We start from the raw sequence: 18,436 nt of genomic DNA, 5'->3' as shown, positions 1-18,436 counted from the left end.
ATCAGCGCTTCCCGAAGGAGACGCGAAGCTGGGCGCCGAACACGCGCGGTTCGTTGTAGACCAGCGTGGTCGAAGTGATCGAGGGGGTCACCACGCCGCCGGCCGCCGCGTAAGTCACGTCGAACAGGTTGCGGATGAAGAAGCCGAGATCGATGCCCCGGCCCTCGATGTCGTTGAGGTCAAGCTTCAGGTTGACGGTGTCGTAGGCCTTCTGGATGCCGTTGGTATCCAGCGGGCGCTCGACGTACCAGACCTTGGTGCTGTGGAACCAGTTGGCGTTGAACACCAGTTCCGCGAACTCGCCCAGGTCATGCGCGTAACGCGCGCCGCCGCCCACGGTCCACTTGGGGGTGTAGGAGAACTTGTTGTTGACCGGATTGTTGCCCAGCAGCGGGATGAAGGCGGCCGGGGCATCGTACTCGTCGTACTTGGCGTCGGTATAGGCGCCGAAGCCCGAGAGGGTGAAGCCGTGAACCGGCGTGACCGAGAAGTCGAACTCGGTGCCCTGGATCGTCGCCTTGGCGGCGTTGATGATCAGGCTGCTGGGGTCGTTGGCGGAGTTGCCGTCGCCGTCGAAGTCAGCGCCGGGGAAGATCGAGCGCTGGATGTTATTGTACTTGCTGGTGTAGGCGGCGATGTTGAAGCGGCCCTTCACGTCGCCGAGCTGCCAGCTCGACTTGATGCCGGCTTCATAGTCGGTGACCTTCTCGGGCTTGAAGGTTTCGAAACCGTCGAAGTAGGAGGACAGCCCGCTCTGGTTGTAACCGGCCGAACGGTAGCCGCGGCGGTTGGTAACGTAGAGGAACAGGTCGTCGTTGACCTTGTAGTCGAAGCCCAGTGTCCAGGTCGGCGCCTTGGAGCTTTCCGAGCCGGTCTTGCCGCCGCGGTCCTCGCAGGCGTCCGGCCCGATGCGTGCCGCCGTATCCAGCGCCGCCACCGAGCAGCCCGAGGACTTGTCCCAGGTGTAGCGGAACCCGCCGTTGAAGCGCAGGCCTTCCGCGAAGCCGCCGAAGGCATAGCCGATCTGGCCGAACAGCGCCTTGCTGGTCGAGGTGTTGTAGTTCTCGTTATAGGTGAAGGTCTTGCCCGGGATCACGGCAGAATAGGTGACGCTGCCGTTCACGCCGTTCGGGTCGCTCTTCAGGTAGAATGCGCCGACGATCCAGTCGAGCTTGTCTCCGAACAGCTTGCCCATGGCCTGGAACTCGTTCGAGTACTGCTGGACATTGGTGTTGGACACGCCGTCGTAGAGGGCAAGGTAAGTGCCGTCCATGTCGCGAGCACCGTCTACCTTGCTGCTGCGGTAGCCGAAGATGTTCTTGAAGGTGACCGTGCCGACATCGAGCGTGGTGGTATTGGCAAGGCCCCAGAACGTGCGGTTCGAATAAGGATCGATGCTGGTCGACACGTCGCGCACGCCGGCGGCCTGCTGCTCGGACAGGGCAATGTCGATGTCGCAGCCGGCGACGCCGCAGTCGAAGTAAGGCGCGTTGGCCGCCGTGCGCGCGGTGCCGCCACCGGAGACGGCGGGGTTCGGGTAGACGCCGTTGAGCACGAGGCCGGTGCCGTTCTCCCGCGCGCGGTACCAGTCGAACACCGTCACGTTCTTGAGGCCCTCGACCGGTTCCACCAGCAGCGAGGCACGGAAGGCGTTGTTGTTGCGGTCGTCAAGGTTGCCGCCGATGCCGTGGTTCTTGGTGTAGCCGTCGCGGCGCGCGACCTGTCCGGCCAGACGCAGGGCGACGTGTTCGTCCATGATCGGCACATTGACCGCGCCTTCGAAGGTCCGCTCGTTGTAGGAGCCGAGCGTGACCTGCCCGTAGCCGCCGAAGTCGTAATCCGGCGCGGTAGGATAGAGCAGCAGCGCGCCCCCGGTGGTGTTGCGGCCGAACAGCGTGCCCTGCGGGCCCTTGAGGACCTGGATCGAGCCGACGTCGAACGTCGGCACGATGGAGCCTTCATTGGGCAGCGGCACGTCGGCGAAGTAGGTGACGACCGAAGGCGCGGCCGCGCCTGCCGTCGCGCGGCGCTGGCCGCGGATGACGATGCTGGGCGTATCGCGCGAGGTCTGCGGAGCGACGTTGAGACCCGGCGTCGTGTAAGTGAGGTCCTGCGTGCTGACGATCGCCTTCTCGCGCAGCATTTCCTCGTTGAAGGCGGTCACCGAGACGGGAACGGTCTGGGCGCTTTCCTCGCGGCGGCGGGCGGTGACGAAGATTTCGCCGCCGGGCTCGTCGGATACGCGCGAGGCGGTTTCCTGGGCCTGGGCGACCGGGGCCGAAATGGCCAGGAACGAGGAGGCAAGCAGCAATGCGGAAAGGCTACGACAGGACATATTGTTCTATTTCCTTATCTATCCGGCCTGTCCCTGATCGCAGGCCGATAGTCGCAAGACGCAGTCCGGCGCGGATCATTCGCTTTCGATGAAAAAATATTCTGGGTGACGTTTCGCCGGCTGCGCGGCTAAGGAGAGGCGGTTTCCGGATCGAAGGATCGACGTCATTTTCTCGCTGCGCAGGACATCGCCGAACGAACGCGTGGAGGCGCCGGATCTCTCGGCGCACGTCCCGGCCTTGCGGCGGTACATCGCCAAGCGGGCGGTGCCCGGTGATGTGGACGATCTCGTGCAGGACGTGCTGGTGCGCATGCACGTGCGCGGGCAGACCGATCCGATCGCCAATGTCGAGGGTTACCTGTTCCAGGTCGCGGCCAGTGTGCTGACCGACCGCGCGCGCCGCGATCAGGTCCGCCACCGTAGCGCGCATTTCGAACTGACCGAGACGTTCCACCCGGTAGAGGAACTGACGCCTGAGCGTGTCTTGCGTGGGCGCGAGGACGTGGACCGGCTGGTCAATGCGCTTGAGGAAATGCCCGGACTGACGCGCGACGTCTTCGTCCTCCACCGCTTCGAGGAGATGTCCTACGATGCGATCGGAGAGCATCTCGGCCTTTCTAACAGTGCAGTCGGGCGGCACCTGATGAAGGCCGTGCGCTTCCTGGCTGCGAGGGATCTGCCATGAGCAAGTCCATCGATCCCCGGCCCTTCGATGCCCGCGCTCTGGAACAGATCGATTCCCCCGAAGCGACGGCGGCCGCCTATTTCAGCCTGTTCCGTTCGCCTCGGGCGACCGCGCAGGATTACGATGATTTCGAGCGCTGGCACGCCCGCGACGAGGGCAATCGCGTGGCCTGGGCGCGCGTCGAGCGCGCATGGGAAGAGACCGCCGCGATGCGAACGGACGCACGCATCCTGGCGATCCGCGAACAGGCGCTGGCCAACCGCCGCTCACGTGTCCGGTGGCAGCGTCCGCTGGCGGCCGCGGTTGCAGCTGTCGCGGTGCTGACCGCCGGTGTCGTCTACCAGCGGCAACAAAGCGCCGAAGTTGCGGCGACGGCCACGGCGATTGCGGGGGCGGACAGCCGGATCATTTCAACCGGCATCGGCCAGCAGTTGACCTTCCGCATGACGGACGGGTCGACGATCACGGCGAATACCTCTTCCACCCTTGCGGTCAACGAAACCGATACGCGGCGCAGCACCTCCATCAGGAATGGCGAAGCCTTCTTCGAGGTCGCGAAGAACCCGCGCAAGCCGTTCGTGGTCGAGGCGGGCGGGGTGAAGGTCACTGCGCTGGGCACCGCTTTTGCGGTTCGGGACTTCGGCGGTACCATCGGCGTTACGCTTGCGCACGGAAAGGTCCGTGTCGATATGCCCGCGAGCGCTGGACAGCCTGCGCAATCGGCGATCCTTGCCCCCGGGCAGGAGCTTGTCTGGAGTTCCGGCAGGTTCCGCACCGGCAGCATCGATGTCGACCGGCAGCTTGCCTGGCGCAAGGGTGTTGTCAGTTTCGACCAGGCTCCACTGAAGGACGCAGTGGCGGAGATCAACCGCTACAGCCCGCAGGAAATCATCGTCGCCAGCCCGGCCCTGGCCCGCCATCCGATCAGCGGCACGTTCCGCATCGGAGTGACGCGCGGTTTCCTCCAGAGCCTGGAACTGGCCGGCATTGCCCGCGTCGAGAATGAAAGCGCGACCCGGGCCGAACTCGTCCAGCCCTGAGCGGCGCGCCTTGGGCGGCGCTATTCGAAAGTGTAGCGCAGCCGCAGGCCCATGGTCCTGGGCGGACCGGGAATGATGGTCGCGGCGGCATAGGCTGGATTGAGCGTGCCGCCGCCGCTGGCGTAGAAACGGTCGGTCAGATTGCGGCCCCATATCTCCAGGTCCAACGGCATCCCGCCGATCCGCTGCCATGTGATCGATGCGCCAAGCAGGCCGTAAGCCGGCTGGGTTCCGAAAGTCTCGCTCGGCCGCTCGGTGAAGCGGACGGCGCTGACGTAGCTGTAATCCGCAGCGAGGCTCAATTCGCCCAGCCGATGAGGCAGGGGCACCTCGCGGGAGAGCGAAACGGTTCCGCTGAAGCTGGGCGTATACGTGAAGCGGTTGTTGAGCGGGTCTGTTCCCAGCAGCGAGATCAGGGCTGCCGGAGCGACCACTTCCGTATAGCGTGCGTGGATCCAGGAGGCGCTGAGCGTCACATGGGTGCGCGTGTCCAGGTTGGCCGAAAATTCGCCATCGAAACCGGCAACGCGGGCTTTTGCGCTGTTGATGTAAAGTGTGATCGGGTCCGTCGTGATGTCGCCATCGCCGTCAAAGTCGAGATCGGGGAAAAGCGCGCGCTGGACATTGGTGTAAAGCCCGGCATAGGCCGCCGCCGAATAATATCCTCCAAGATTTCCGGCCGACCAGCGCCCCTTGGCGCCAATTTCAAGATCGGTCAGGGTTTCCGGCTTGAAGGTCTGGTAGGGGGCCAGCGTGCCGGCAAGGCGCGGTGTATTGTATCCACCGGACCGGAACGCCCGTCTGCTGGTGAGATAGAAACTGTGATCGCCGAGCTTGCGGGTCAGGGCGAAAGTCCATGTCAGTCGCTGCGAAGCTGCTTTCGCGGCGGAACCGCCGTCATCGAGGCAGGCCTCGCGGGTCGCGGGCCGGGCCGTCAGCGAGCGCAACGTGCAGCCGCTGACCTGCTCGGCGGTATAGCGCAGGCCGAGGTCGGCGGTCAGTTCATCGCCGATCGGGACAGTCGCCTGCCCGAAAACGGCGGCGCTGCGGAAGGTCTGGTAGTTGGCGACGTGAAAGGGCGGATTGTCCGGGCGGACGAACCGGGAGACGTCCTGCAGCACCGCGCCGGACGGTGCGCTGTCCAGATAGAACAGGCCCGCGATGTAGCGGACCTTTCCCAGCCGGCCCTGAAGCTGGAATTCTTCCGTCCACTGATGATGGGCAGATCGGGTGGTGGAATCGTTGATTTCCAGCGGGGTGCCGTCCCCGTCGAGCGCATAGAAAACACGGGTGGATCGCCAGCCGAGAATATTGCGGACCATCAGGTCTTCGTCACCGTACTCGGTGATGTTGCCGAGCCCCCGGAACCGCCGACGATAGATCGGCGCGATTCCGGATTGCGAGGTGCGCCGGCCGAGCGATTGCTGGATCGAGAAGTAGCTGTCGATGTCGCATGCGCCGCTTCCGCAGTCGAAATAGGGAACGTTTTCAGGATTGCGGGCGCTGCCGGTTTCATAGACCCCGGCAAGGATCAGCGCTGCGCCCATCTCTTCGGCGTCCAGCATGTCGAAGCTGAGGGTCGATCGCAGTGGACTTTCGGGTTCGAAGCGGACCATCGCGCGCATGGCATCGCTGTGGGCCGTGTCTGCCCGTCCGCCCGAGGCCATGTGCGTATAGCCGTTTCGCCGCATCCGCTGGCCGGATACGCGCAAGGACCACGGCCCCTCCCGCGGCAGTTCGAGGGCGCCTTCGAGCCGGCTCAGGCCATATGTGCCAGTCTCCGCTTCGAGATAGCCGGGCACCCCGCTTCCCGGCAGGACCGAATGGAGCTGCACGGCGCCACTGGTGGTGTTGCGGCCGAACAGGGTGCCTTGCGGCCCGCGCAGTACCTCGATCGAGGCCATGTCGTAAAGCGGTGCGACGGCGGCCTGGTTGGGAAGCGGTACCTCGTCCTGATAGACGACCAGCGGCAGGCGGTTTTCATCGCTGATCGAGCGGCGCTGGCCGCGCATGACGAGGAGCGGCGTGGCGCTAGACGTCTGTCCCGTCGCGACGAAACCGGGCGTGATGCGGGCGAGATCGGCCAGAGTTCGGATGGAGGCCCGGTCGAGCGTTTCGGCGTCCCGCTGGACCACCTGTAGCGGCACTTCGATTTCCCGTTCCGGCCTGCGCCGTGCCGAGACCAGGATATCGGGCGAGGGATCGGGTGTGGGTGGGCGGGGTTCGGCCTTGCGGCGTTCGGCACGGCGCGAAGCCAGCACGAGGTATACGCCCGGTGAGACCTGCCTCGTTTCCAGATCCATGCCGCGGATCATGCGCTGTAGCGCTTCCCGCGCCGAAAGGTGCCCTTTCACGGTTCTGGAAAGGCGGCGCTCCTGACCGGGCGTGTTGAGCAGGATCTCCACGCCGGCCTGCTGCCCCAGTTGCGCGATGGCGCGGGAGAGTGGCTGGGAGGGAACATTCACTTCGGCGGATTGCGCCAGAACGCCGGTTGCGGGCCACAGGATTGCGGCCAGAGTGCAAACGGAATGAGCGACGCGAAAACGCAATCCGACGGTTCCCGGCCCTGCGGTCCTGTTGCGGGGCACCCAGTGAGAGGAGGAACGAACCGGCTATCGATTGCGCCGCGCAAGTTCAACAAAATGGCGCGTGGGCGGGGATGTTATGAACAATTCTTACGCCACCTAATAGACATCGCGGGCGTAGCGCTTGTCCTCCCGCATCTGGGCGACGTAATCGTCGGCCGCCTCGGCCGTCATGCCGCCGTGTACCGCGATCACCTGTCTGAGCGCCTTGTCCACGTCCCTGGCCATGCGGCTGGCATCGCCGCAGACGTAGAAATGCGCGCCCCCGTCGATCCAGCGCCACAGTTCTGCGCCTTCCTCGATCATGCGGTTTTGCACATAGACCTTCTCCGCCTGGTCGCGGGAAAAGGCGAGGCTGAGCCGGTCGAGGTGGCCTGAACGGCGCCACTGGTCGATCTCTTCGCGGTAGTAGAAGTCGGTGGCCTCGTGCTGCTCGCCGAAGAACAGCCAGTTGCTTCCCGCCGCGCCGCTCGCCTCGCGGTCATGGAGGAAGCCCCGGAAAGGTGCGATGCCGGTGCCCGGGCCTACCATGATCGCGGCGCGGGCCGGATCGGCAGGCGGCCGGAAATGCGAGGATGGTTGCAGGAACAGGCCGGTTCCGCGCTCCGCCTCGTACTCGGCTGCGCGGTCCGCCATGAAGGCCGAGCAGACCCCCGAGCGTCGCCGCCCCCGGTTGCTGTAGCGCAGGACCGAGACGGTAAGTTGCACCTCGTTCGCCTGCGCAAGCGGGCTGGAGGCGATCGAGTAGAAGCGCGGTTGCAATGGCCGCATGACCTGCATCAGGTCAGCCGTGTCGAGCTGGGCGCCGGTTTCGTGCAGGATATCGGCGATCTGGTTTTCGCGCAGCAGCCGGTCATACTCCGGCTTGCGGTCTGGATCGAGCAGCGGGACGAACGCGGCTTGCGGCATGCGCTCGGCAATGAGTTCGAGAATGTTGCGCGTGGGTTTGGCAATGTCCCAGTGGCGGAGCAGCGCTTCGTGGAGCGGCACTTCGCCAAGGCCCTTGATAGTTACGGGAGCATCGGGATCGAGCGCAAGCAGGTCGACGATCTCCGCCACCAGCGCCGGGCAGTTGATCGGCCATACCCCCAGCGCATCGCCGGCGCGGTAGGCGAAATCGTGCCCGGCGAGATCGAAACCGAACTGGCGCACTTCCTTCTGTGCGCCCAGCCCGCTGAGCAGGGTGTTGCGAACCAGCGCCGTCCTGAGCGGGGCCTTGCGGGTGTAGGAGACTTGCGCCGGGGCCTGGGTGGAGCGCAGTGCGGGGGATGCCGGAGCGACGGTGAGCACGGCGGCGGCACCTTCCATTGCCGCTTCGGCGGGCACATCCATCGTGCCGGGGAGCAGGGCCGCCGATACCGCATCCAGCCATCGCGCGGCTTCCACTTCGAAGTCGGGTTCGCAATCGGCGCGGGGCGCGAGGCGGTTGGCGCCAAGTTCCTCCAGCCGGGCGTCGAGTTTTCGCCCGAAACCGCAGAACTGGTCGTAGCTGGAATCGCCAAAGGCCAGCACCGAATAGCGCAGGGCTTCGATCCCTGAAGGCGCTTCCGATGCCAGCGCGGACCAGAATGCGCCCGCGTCGTCGGGGGCATCGCCGTCGCCGAAGGTGCTGGCGATGAACAGCGCCCGGCCTGCCGCGGTCAGGTCCGCAGGTTTCACGCTGCCCAGCGGCGCAAGCCTCACTTTGCAGGACTGTTCGGCAAGCCGGCTGGCGCATTGTTCGGCGAAACTTTCCGCCGTTCCGGTCTGCGACGCCCAGAGCACCAGCACTTCGGGCAGGCTTTCCCTGGACGTCGCGGCGGCGGGCAGGGATACCGCCTCTCTCCGATCGCCGCCCGGAATTGCGGGCGAGCGGGAGAAGAGGCCGGCCAGGAGGCCGTTCATGTAGGTCCGCTTGTCTTCATCGACCGGTGATCCGCCGGGCAGCACGGGCACAACGGCGTCTTCAGGCAGGTTGCCCGAACGCAGGCCGGTCATGAAGCCCGAAAGGTAGCGTTCCTCGCTTCCGGATAGCGTCGGCGGCGTGCCGGGGCTCAGGCCCATGACCTGCAGGAATGCGTCGATCGCGGCCGTCTGGAACGGGAGCAGTCCGGCCGGGCCGGGCAGGGGGTCTGCGAATGGCGGTGTCATGTCTTCCGGCGCGGCTGTGATGGGATCGTCCTCCGCCGGCCCTGACAGCCGGGCGAGGGCAATGGCGGAGAACTTGAATTCGGGTTGCAGCGAAAGCGGATCGACCGCGTCGCTGGTGAGCGCATTGATGGCGAGATCCTCGCCGAACACGTCGTTCCAGTGGAACGGGGCGAAACAGTTGCCGGGACGGACCCGCTCTGTGAGCATCGCCGGAAGGACAGCCCGCCCCCGCCGCGAGCGGACTTCCACCCTGTCACCCTCGCCGATGCCTAGCGCCGCGGCGTCCTCTGGGTGGATTTCCACGAACGGTCCCGGATTGAGCTTGTTGAGCTTCCCCACTTTCCCCGTCTTCGTCAGCGTGTGCCACTGGTGCTGGAGGCGGCCGGTATTGAGCACGAGCGGATAATCGGCATCCGGCATCTCGGCGGGGGACAGGTGCGGCCGGGGCAGGAAGTGCGCCTTTCCGCTTTCGGTGGGAAAGGAGATCGCCGGACGGCTGCCGTCCTCGTTAATCCGTCCCGTCTGGCTCACGCCGTCGTTGAGGTATCGGATGGGGTTCCGGCCATGATCGTCACCCGGCGGGCAGGGCCATTGCAGCGGAGCCTCGCGGAGCCGGTCATGGCTGGCGCCGCGGATGTCATATCCGGTCCGCGGGTTCCAGAATTCGCGGATTTCCTCAAAGACTTCCGCGGCCGACGCATAAGTGAACGCATGACCATAACCCATTTCGCAGGCGACGCGGGCGATGATCTGCCAGTCCGCCATCGCCTCTCCCGGCGGATCGACGGCTTTCTGCATCAACGTGAGGTTGCGTTCGGAATTTATCATGACGCCTTCCGCCTCGGCCCACAGGGCGCCGGGCAGGATCAGGTCGGCGTAGCGGTTGGTTTCGGTATCGATGTAGACGTCCTGCGCGATCACCAGTTCGGCGGCTTCCAGCCCTGCAATCACGGTCTTGCGGTTCGCCACGCTGGCCACCGGGTTGGTGCAGATGATCCAGCAGGCCTTGATCCGTCCTGCGGCCATCTCCTCGAACAGCGATATCGTCCCCGCCCCGGCATCCACGCGAAGGCTGCCAGGCGCAATGCCCCAGGCGTCCTCCACGAAACGGCGGTCCTCATCGCTGGGCGTCGCGCGCTGGCCCGGCAGGCCCGGACCCATGTAGCCCATTTCGCGGCCGCCCATCGCGTTGGGCTGGCCGGTAAGCGAGAAGGGGCCGCTTCCCGGTCGGCAGATCGCCCCCGTGGCGAGGTGCAGGTTGCAGATCGCGTTCGTGTTCCAGGTGCCGTGCGTGCTCTGGTTCAGCCCCATGGTCCAGCATGACATCCACTCGCCCGCCTCGCCGATCCATCGGGCGGCCTGCCTGATGTCGGCCTCGGGAATGCCGGTCAGTTCGGCCACGCGGGCGGGGGTGTAATCCGCCAGGAACTCGGGCATCGCGTCCCAGCCCTCGGTGTGGGCGGCGATGAAATCCTCGTCGATCCGGCCTTCCTGCGCCAGCAGGTGAAGCAGGCCGTTCAGCAGCGCGAGATCGGTGCCGGGGCGGATCTGGAGGAACAGGTCGGCCTTGTCCGCCGTGCCGTTGCGGCGCGGATCGACGACGATCAGCCGTGCCCCGGCCTTCACCCGGTCCATCATCCGCAGGAACAGGATGGGGTGGCAATCGGCCATGTTCGCGCCGATCACGAAGAACAGGTCCGCCTTGTCGAAATCCTGATAGGAGCCGGGCGGGCCGTCTGCCCCGATCGACAGTTTGTAGCCGCTCGCCGCGCTCGCCATGCAAAGGCGCGAATTGCTCTCTATGTTGTTCGTGCCGATGAAGCCCTTGCAGAGCTTGTTGGCCAGATATTGCGCCTCCAGCGACATCTGGCCCGATACATAGAGCGAGACGGCATCCGGCCCGTCGCGATCGATGATCGCGCGCAGGCCCCGTGCGGTGCGGCCGATCGCCTCTTCCATGGGGATAGCGCCCTGGTCATTGCCCCCGGCGATCCGGGCATAGGCCGTGACGGCACGGCCCGCCGCCGCCACCGGTTCGTGGCAGGTGTTGCCCTTGGTGCAGAGCCGGCCGAAATTGGTGGGATGGCTCTTGTCGCCGGAGACCTTGACGATCCGGTTGTCCGCCACTTCCATGACGATACCGCAGCCAACGCCGCAGTAGGGACATACGCTCTTGACCGTCCTGTTGCTCACATGGTCCCCAAAACGAAAAAACGCCACCGACCGGGCCCCTTGCAGGGCCGGTCGATGGCGTCGTTGCCTCTATATGCGGTTCCGAAGGACCGCTGGATCACGCCTGCGTCATTGCGGGCAGAATCCGAATTCGTGGCCCTATCTTGCCTAATCGAGGGACCCGCTGCAAGAATTTGTTTCGCGCTGCAGCATCCGGCGGGGGCTTTCGTTCCGCCGATCTCCCCGGCGTGAACTCCCGGGCGGCAATGATCGAGGTTCGAGGCAAAAACGGCCCGCCATGAGAACGGAACGCGCAGGAGAACTATGTTCCCTTGATGTAAAATCCGCCAATTTCTTATGCTTGTGGCGGAAATTTGCGGCCTTGGCGGTTCTTGGTCGATTGACCCTCCTATTCGTGCCGATCACCCTTGGGAGCGATCCGGGGCGGCAATTTCAAATACAATCGGGCGCCTCGGCAGGACAGGCGAAGCATGGCTTCGCAATGGGAGGAGCGCCGGGACCGGCGCCCATGCACGAATCTGGAGGGTGTGCAATGTCAGGTAATCGTCGGCTTTCCAGTTCTTTACCTGCGCATTGGGGCTGCGCTGCCATCGCCGTCATGGCCCTGTGCGAGGTGCGGCCGGCAAGGGCGCAGGATGAGGCGCACGGCCTTCAGGAAATCATCGTGACCGCGCAGCGCCGGGCGGAGAACCTCCAGGAAGTGCCGATCGCGATTACCGCAGTCGGATCGGAAGCGCTCCAGTCCTCCGGCATTTCCGAGACCAATACGCTGACCCAGGCCGTTCCGGCGGTGCAGTTCTCCCGTTCGGGTGCCAGCGGCCTGTTCTTCGTGCGGGGGGTGGGCACCACCAATGCCTCGATCGGGGACGAAGGCTCGAATGCCTTCTACGTCGATGGGGTCTATATGCCGGACTTGTCCAGCACCGTCATGCAATTCAACAACATAGAGCGTATCGAGGTTCTGAAGGGGCCGCAGGGCACGCTGTTCGGCCGCAATGCATTCGGCGGGCTCATCCATGTCATCACCCGGGAGCCAGGGGACCATCTCGAAGCGTCCGGGCAGGTGGGCTATGCGAACTACGACACGATACAGGGGCAGGCCTATCTGGGCGGGCCGATCACGGACCGGATCAGCGCGGACATTGCCCTGACCGGCTACGACCAGCGCGACGGTTGGGGCCGAAACGTCACGCTGGACCGCGATATCAAGAAGATGCGGTACTGGGGCGCCCGATCCAAGATCGTGCTTCGCGCCAGCGACGATGTGAAATTCGTGCTGTCAGGCGATTACTACGACACGGATGACAATACCGCGGTCGGCTGGAGCGTGGATGAGGACTATCTCGTAGTCGGGGGCATCCGTTCGATCGGCAGCATGGACACGGCATCGAACGATTATTCGCTCACCCAGCTGACCAACTGGGGAGTTAGCCTGACGGGCGAGGCGGATCTCGGCTTCGCGACGTTGACCAGCATCAGTTCCTTGCGCGACAGCAAGAACAGATCGGACTTCGACGTTGATGCCACGCAGGTTCCCTACATGCGGATCGCGTTCACATCGGGCTCGCGCGCCTATCAGCAGGAATTGCGGCTGGCATCGAGCGATACGGAACCGCTCAGCTGGCAAATCGGGGCGTTCTACCTGCGTTCAGAGGTTTTCAACCGGGCCAGGTTCACCGGATTGGCGCTGGGCGGGCTCACCAGCGGCCAGTACATCGATGCCACGCTCGATACCGATTCCTACGCGGCGTTCGGCGAAGTGACCTATGCGCTGACATCCACGACCAAGCTGACCGGCGGCGTCCGTTATACAAAGGACCAGCGCCGCCTCGGCGGTGGCTATGCCGCGCTCGCCAACGATGTCGTGGGTGTTTTCATCCCGACCGACGACAAGATAAGCTATGGCAAATTCACCTGGCGCGCCGCGATCCGGCAGGAGCTTTCCGACGACGTGAGCGTCTATGCCTCCTATAACCGCGGCTTCAAGGCAGGCACCTATTCGTTGCAGAACCCGCAGCTTCCGCCCGTCCAGCCGCAGTATATCAACGCCTACGAAATCGGCGTGAAGTCGGAACTGTTCGACCGTGCGTTGCGCCTGAATGCCTCGGTATTCCACTATGACATCACCAACTATCAGGTGCGCTCGGCGGCGGTGGGCACGATCGGAACGGCGGCCCTGCTGAATGCGGCTTCGGTCAAGGTGGATGGTCTCGACGTGGATTTCGAGGCTGCGCCGACCGACGGTCTGCGCATCTTCGGGGGCTTTACCTGGCTCGATTCCCGCTTCCACTACTTCGGCCCGACCGACACGCTGGCAGGTGCTCCGTTCATCTACCCCAACCCGGCGATCTGCGACGCCACCGGAACCCGCGCGCCGGGGATGACCACCGGGCCGCAGGCCGGCGGGTTCAAGACCTGCTTCGGCGATGCTTCAGGGTTCCAGACCCCGACGGCGCCGGACTTTTCCGCCAGTCTCGGCGCCAGCGCGACCATCCCGCTGGGTGAGGTGCAGCAACTGCGCGTAAACATGATGGGCAGCTACAACAGTGGCTTTCCTTTCGAGACGGACGGGGTCCTGAAGCAGGACGAATACATGCTGCTTAACGGCTCGATCGAATACCGTCCGACGGAGAAATGGGATCTGGAGTTCTGGATGAAGAACATCTCGGACACGAAGTATTTCCAGCAGAAGATATCAACCGGGATCGGTGCCACCACAGCGCGGGCGGCGCCGCGCACTTATGGCGCGACGCTTAGATTTACTTATTGATCCGGCATTTTTACGAAACCCTAAACAGGCATTCTCCAAGAAACATCTTACGGTGCGGCCGTTGGCGTGCCCGATATCCAGCACCGGTGGATGGAGAATGGCAGCGCGACGCTGCTTGTGGGCAGACCGACCTTGCGCTTTCGAAAGGTCGGTCTGCCGCGGCGCAAGGTCAGGCGAGGTCGAGCGCCTGCGCGAGATCGGCGACAATATCCTCGGCATGTTCGATGCCGATGGAAAGCCGCACAGTCGTTTCCAGCACGCCGATACGATCGCGCACTTCCAGAGGGACGCCCGAATGGGTCGTGGTTGCCGGGTGGCTCGCCAGCGATTCCGTGCCTCCGAGGCTGACCGCCAGTTTGAAGATCTGCAATGCGTTCAGGAACCGGAACGCGGCGGGCTGGCCTCCGGCGATATCGAAGGCGAAGGTCGAGCCTGCGCCGCTGCACTGGGCGGCGAAGACTTCGGCCTGCCGGGAACCTGCGGGATAGAACGGGGGATAGGCCACGCCGATAACCTTCGGATGATCCTTCAGGAATGTGGCCGCCACGGCAGCGTTGGCATTCGCGCGCTCCATGCGAAGGCCCAGCGTTTCCAGAGACCGGCTCAGCATCCAGCAGCTGTGAGGGTCCAACTGGGTCCCGATTGCGCTGCGCAGGAGGCGAACTTCGCGCATGAGTGCCGCCGAGCCGAGCGCAGCGCCTGCCACGAGGTCGGAATGCCCGCCCACATACTTGGTCAGGGAATAGAGCGAAATGTCGGCGCCATGTGCCAGGGGATGCTGGAACACCGGGCCAAGAAGAGTATTGTCGCATACCAGTAGCGGGCGGTGCCCCTGCAGGTCGCCCATTCTGGCACAAACGCGTTCGAGCAGCGATATGTCGACGAGACTGTTGGTCGGGTTGGCCGGGGTCTCGATCAGCACCATCGAAATCCGTCCCAGTGCTGCCGCCTCACTTGCGGCTGCCATCACGGCGGCTTCGTCCAGTCCGTCTGCAAAGCCGAGCGCCTTGATGCCCAGATTGGCGAAAGTCTTCGCCAAAAGCGTCTCTGTTCCGCCGTAAAGCGGCTGCGAATGGAGGATCACGTCACCGGGCCGGGCAAACGCCAATACAGTGGTCGTGATCGCTCCCATGCCGGAAGAGAACACGACGCCTGCTTCGGCGCCTTCATAGACCGCCAGCCGGTCCTCGACGATTTCGCTGTTGGGATGATTGAAGCGGGAATAGACCAGCCCGCGCCCCTGACCTGCAGGCGGCTCCTTCCGGCCGGCAACATAATCGAAGAAGTCCCGGCCTTCCTCGGCTGTCGGGAAAACGAACGTCGATGTCAGGAAAACCGGAGGCTTGACCGCCCCTTCCGAGAGAGACGGATCGTAGCCATAGTTCAGCATCAGAGTGTCCGGGTGAAGCTTGTGTCCACCGATGGCTGTCTTGCTTTCGCGAGGTGCGGTCATCTCATCCTCCTTGCTGATGGCCCGGGCGACGGGCCGGCGCAACATAGCATCCAATGCGTGTTCTGTGTTCGCACATTGAAAGTGCCAAGTGTCACCCCCGTCCGCACGGACGGATACCGCTCTGGGTGGGCGGGCATACCGAGCCCGCCTAAGGACGGGATGCTGGGATCGTTGATCGGTTCATCTCGCGGCGCCCGGTGGAAACCCGGCCGCCCCGACGCGGAGTTGCCGAACGAGGTCCGGCAACTCCGGCACGATCAGGGGGCAAGCACTTCCAGCGTGGTGGTGAAGCTCATGCGCCGTTCGCTGGCCCGGCGTTCGTCGGGCCTGGCATCGGCGGTAGCGGCGTTGAGCCAGTAAACCCCGGCGACCGGCCACTTCACCGTGAGCACGCCTTGCGCGTCGGTCACGAGTTCCTGCGCCATTTCGGCTTCGCGGAACTTCTTGGCGCCGGGAACCACGTTGACTTTCACGCCTGCGGCGGGCCTGCCGTCGACCAGGAACCGGAACCGGGCTTCCTCGTCCGAAACGAGCGCGGAGGGATGAGTGACGGGATCGAACTCCAGCCCCTTGCCGGTGACGAAGACGGTCTTGGTGGGGGCATCGGCGGTTACGAATATCGCATTGGCCGCGATGACTTCGGCCAGCTTGATGTCGGTTGCCCCGGCGGGAATATCCGCCAGACCCGCGACGCGGCGCACCGGGGCGGGAGCAGCGCCCGGCGCAACCGGACGCGGCGGACGGCCGCCGACGCGCCATTCCTCGCCGTTCAGCTTGAAACTTCCGGCATAGGCCGTGCGCTGGGTGCCGATCCTCCAGGTTCCGGGCTTGTCGATCTTCACGTCGAAGGTCGAACGGTGGCGGCCCTTGGCGGCGTTCTCAACCAGGCCGTCGCTGCCGTCGGGAGCATTGACCGTGATCTGGTCGGTGTTCAGTGCGACGTGATCGGGGTGGAACAGGTCGTTCGATACGGCGGCGTCCACCGAGACGACTTGCCCGGTGCCGGACAGGGAGGCGGTTGACGGCAGCAGCCAGGCACGGTGTGCGTGAGCGGGGGCGGCAAATGCGGCGGCCGCGAAACCGGCGAGAAGCAGGGAGCGGAAAAGCATGGTATGTCCTCGATTTAAAAGCCGAAAGGCGCTCCGGGAATGATGCCCCGAAGCGCCAGTTCGTGGTCGTCAGAAGCGGGCGGTGGCGCCCATCCAGATGCGGGCCGGATCGATGACATAGCCGTAGTTGTCGTAGTCGATCCGCTTGTCGAGCAGGTTCTGTACACCGGCATGGAAAGTGAAGGCCGGCGAGACCTTGTACGAACCGCCGAGGTCCACGGTCGTATAGGACGAGGCGACGATGTTGTTGCCGCTGATCTGGGCTTCCGTCACGGCTTCCTCGCCGCGGAACACGGCGCGTGCATAAACGGTCAGGCGGTCGTCGGGCCGCCAGTTGAGCGAACCGCTGGCCTGCTGCTTGGGCGTGTCGTTCAGCGCGGAGCCGATGTTGGCGCCGGTCAGCTGTTCCGAATCCGTCAGCGTGCCGGTGGCGTTCAGGCGCAGCGTGCCGGTGAGGGCGATATCGATGGTGGCCTCGATGCCGCGCACTTTCGCCTTGTCGACATTCACGTACGTCGTTGGCGGGCGGCCGATCGAGCTTAGCGGCTCGTCGATGCACCACGCGCCGGCCACTTCGCAGGTCACGCGGGTGATCTTGTCGTTGAAGCGGGTGTCGTAGACGGTGAGGCTGGCTTCGAAGCCCTTGCCTTCGTACATCGCCACCGCCTCTACGGTGCGCGAGGTCTCGGCTTCGAGGTCAGGGTTGCCATAGATCGTGCCGCCGCGGCTGCTCTGTCCCCAGTCCGGCAATGTCTGGCGCAGGTTGGGCGCGCGGAAACCCTGTGAATAGCCGCCTTTCAGCGTGAAGTTGCTGGCCGCATTCCACACCGCGTAGATGCGCGGCGTCCAATGCGAGCCGTACTGCTCGTCCTTGTCGAGGCGGATGCCGCCGGTGAGGCGCAGGTTGTCGAGGATGGTGAGCTCGTTCTCGGCGAACAGCGCCCAGTTGGTGCGCGAGGCACCTGCGCGGGTGGAGCCGGAGAGCAAGTTGCCGGTGGTGTCGCTCAGGTCCTCGTTGCGGAAGAACCCGCCGAGACTGAGCATGTTCGACGGCAGCGGCACCGACCAGATCGACTGTGCGACCGTGTTCTTGATCCGCTTGTCGCTCTCGATGTTCCTGGCGTCCTCGTACTGGACGTAGCTTTCGGAACTGGCGAAGCCCCAGCGTCCCTGGTGGCTGAGCGCGGCGACGTAGCGTTCCTGGGTCTGCGAATCCACGGTGCCTTCAGGCACGGTGGCGGTCACTTCCACGGTCTTTCCTGCGGTCGATAAGGTCTTCTGGCGGTAGTACCCGCCCTCGATCAGGAGGTCGTGGTCCGGCCCGGCCGAGAAGCCCAGCTTGCCCGAGAGGCTCTCGTCCTTGCGGTCGGGGGTGCCGCCGATCACGTTGTCCTCGGTGCGGCGGTTGATCGAGCCCTGCACCTGGAGGCCGATGCCCTTGGTGACCGGACCGGAAAGATAGAAGCTGCCTTCCGCGAAATTGCCATAATCGCTGCCGAGTTGCATCGTGCCGTTCACTCGGACGCTGCCGCGCCAGCTGTCGGCGATGCGGCGGGTGATGACGTTGACGACGCCGCCCATCGCGTCCGAGCCGTAGAGCGATGACATCGGGCCGCGCACCACTTCGATGCGTTCGATGGCCTCCAGCGGGGGCAACATGCCGCCTTCGGAGATGCTGCCCCCGTTCGTGCGGGATTCGCGCGAACTGAGGCGTTTCCCGTCGACCAGGATCAGCGTGTACTGCGGAGACATGCCGCGGATCGAGATGTCGCGGCTGTTGCCTTCGCCCGGGGTTACGGTGACGCCCGGAATTTCCATCAGCGCATCGTTTATTTCGCGATAGGGCAGGCGTTCCAGATCCGCGCGGGTGAGGACGCTGATCGAGGCGGGCGCGTCCTTCACTTCCTGCTCGCGGCTGGTCGCGGTAACGACGATCGTCGAGCCGTTGGTTGTGCCGTCTACCTCGTCGGCGAGCGCCGGGACGGCGCTGATCGACACGGCAGGTGCCACGACAAGCGCCAGGGTGGCCGCGCTCGCGCGCAGCCCGGATTTTTTGAACACGGAAACCCCCATTGTGCTAATGCGAATAGATTGCAGTAGCGCCATTGGGACGGAAGCCGGCCAAGGCCAACAATC

9 protein-coding genes are annotated in these 18,436 nt (G+C 64.6%); 3 read left to right on the top strand and 6 right to left on the bottom strand.

Annotated elements, in window-relative coordinates; genetic code table 11:
* Nucleotide 1: 1 nt before the first annotated feature.
* The gene (locus ACLIMP_RS20730; RefSeq protein ID WP_185999806.1) at nucleotides 2-2,335 is read right to left on the bottom strand and encodes a TonB-dependent receptor; all 2,334 of its coding nucleotides are present in this window, start codon (nucleotides 2,333-2,335) and stop codon (nucleotides 2-4) included.
* Between the two features lie 202 nt (nucleotides 2,336-2,537).
* Between ACLIMP_RS20730 and ACLIMP_RS20725 the strand changes: the two genes are divergently transcribed.
* Both ACLIMP_RS20725 and ACLIMP_RS20720 read left to right on the top strand, forming a co-directional pair.
* The gene (locus tag ACLIMP_RS20725; protein WP_054439062.1) at nucleotides 2,538-3,020 is read left to right on the top strand and encodes an RNA polymerase sigma factor; all 483 of its coding nucleotides are present in this window, start codon (nucleotides 2,538-2,540) and stop codon (nucleotides 3,018-3,020) included.
* Nucleotides 3,017-4,060, top strand: coding sequence for a FecR family protein (locus ACLIMP_RS20720; protein ID WP_443478211.1), 1,044 nt, complete (start codon nucleotides 3,017-3,019; stop codon nucleotides 4,058-4,060). Before ACLIMP_RS20725 ends, ACLIMP_RS20720 begins: the two co-directional genes overlap by 4 nt.
* 20 nt (nucleotides 4,061-4,080) lie before the next feature.
* On the opposite strand, the gene ACLIMP_RS20715 is transcribed toward ACLIMP_RS20720, so the two are convergent.
* Together ACLIMP_RS20715 and ACLIMP_RS20710 are read right to left on the bottom strand one after the other, a co-directional pair.
* Nucleotides 4,081-6,609: a TonB-dependent receptor gene (locus ACLIMP_RS20715; RefSeq protein ID WP_443478210.1), complete on the bottom strand. Its 2,529-nt coding sequence runs from the start codon at nucleotides 6,607-6,609 to the stop codon at nucleotides 4,081-4,083.
* A 135-nt stretch (nucleotides 6,610-6,744) separates the two neighbouring features.
* Complete coding sequence (locus ACLIMP_RS20710; protein WP_443478209.1) at nucleotides 6,745-10,968, bottom strand: bifunctional nitrate reductase/sulfite reductase flavoprotein subunit alpha; 4,224 nt, start codon at nucleotides 10,966-10,968, stop codon at nucleotides 6,745-6,747.
* Between the two features lie 532 nt (nucleotides 10,969-11,500).
* Between ACLIMP_RS20710 and ACLIMP_RS20705 the strand changes: the two genes are divergently transcribed.
* The gene (locus tag ACLIMP_RS20705; protein ID WP_443478208.1) at nucleotides 11,501-13,738 is read left to right on the top strand and encodes a TonB-dependent receptor; all 2,238 of its coding nucleotides are present in this window, start codon (nucleotides 11,501-11,503) and stop codon (nucleotides 13,736-13,738) included.
* A gap of 169 nt (nucleotides 13,739-13,907) precedes the next feature.
* Here ACLIMP_RS20705 and ACLIMP_RS20700 read toward each other — a convergent pair whose 3' ends face one another.
* The 3 genes from ACLIMP_RS20700 to ACLIMP_RS20690 all read right to left on the bottom strand — a co-directional run bounded on the left by ACLIMP_RS20700 (nucleotide 13,908) and on the right by ACLIMP_RS20690 (nucleotide 18,361).
* Nucleotides 13,908-15,191 carry a cystathionine gamma-synthase family protein gene (locus ACLIMP_RS20700; RefSeq protein WP_443478207.1) on the bottom strand — a complete coding sequence of 428 codons (1,284 nt, stop codon included), beginning with the start codon at nucleotides 15,189-15,191 and terminating at the stop codon, nucleotides 13,908-13,910.
* Between the two features lie 257 nt (nucleotides 15,192-15,448).
* Nucleotides 15,449-16,300: a DUF4198 domain-containing protein gene (locus ACLIMP_RS20695; protein ID WP_443478206.1), complete on the bottom strand. Its 852-nt coding sequence runs from the start codon at nucleotides 16,298-16,300 to the stop codon at nucleotides 15,449-15,451.
* Between the two features lie 69 nt (nucleotides 16,301-16,369).
* Complete coding sequence (locus ACLIMP_RS20690; protein WP_443478205.1) at nucleotides 16,370-18,361, bottom strand: TonB-dependent receptor domain-containing protein; 1,992 nt, start codon at nucleotides 18,359-18,361, stop codon at nucleotides 16,370-16,372.
* Nucleotides 18,362-18,436: the final 75 nt, after the last annotated feature.

This window comes from Novosphingobium aeonii, from assembly GCF_052279045.1.
Classification (GTDB): Bacteria; Pseudomonadota; Alphaproteobacteria; order Sphingomonadales; family Sphingomonadaceae; genus Novosphingobium.
Note: the sequence above shows the minus strand (reverse complement) of the source record. Positions and strands in the feature narration are given on the sequence as shown.

What these genes read in the sequence shown, in the direction of transcription:
- ACLIMP_RS20730 (WP_185999806.1), bottom strand. Translation starts at nt 2,335, where the DNA reads ATGTCCTGTCGTAGCCTTTCCGCATTGCTGCTTGCCTCCTCGTTCCTG.
- ACLIMP_RS20720 (WP_443478211.1), top strand. Translation starts at nt 3,017, where the DNA reads ATGAGCAAGTCCATCGATCCCCGGCCCTTCGATGCCCGCGCTCTGGAA.
- ACLIMP_RS20705 (WP_443478208.1), top strand. Translation starts at nt 11,501, where the DNA reads ATGTCAGGTAATCGTCGGCTTTCCAGTTCTTTACCTGCGCATTGGGGC.
- ACLIMP_RS20700 (WP_443478207.1), bottom strand. Translation starts at nt 15,191, where the DNA reads ATGACCGCACCTCGCGAAAGCAAGACAGCCATCGGTGGACACAAGCTT.
- ACLIMP_RS20695 (WP_443478206.1), bottom strand. Translation starts at nt 16,300, where the DNA reads ATGCTTTTCCGCTCCCTGCTTCTCGCCGGTTTCGCGGCCGCCGCATTT.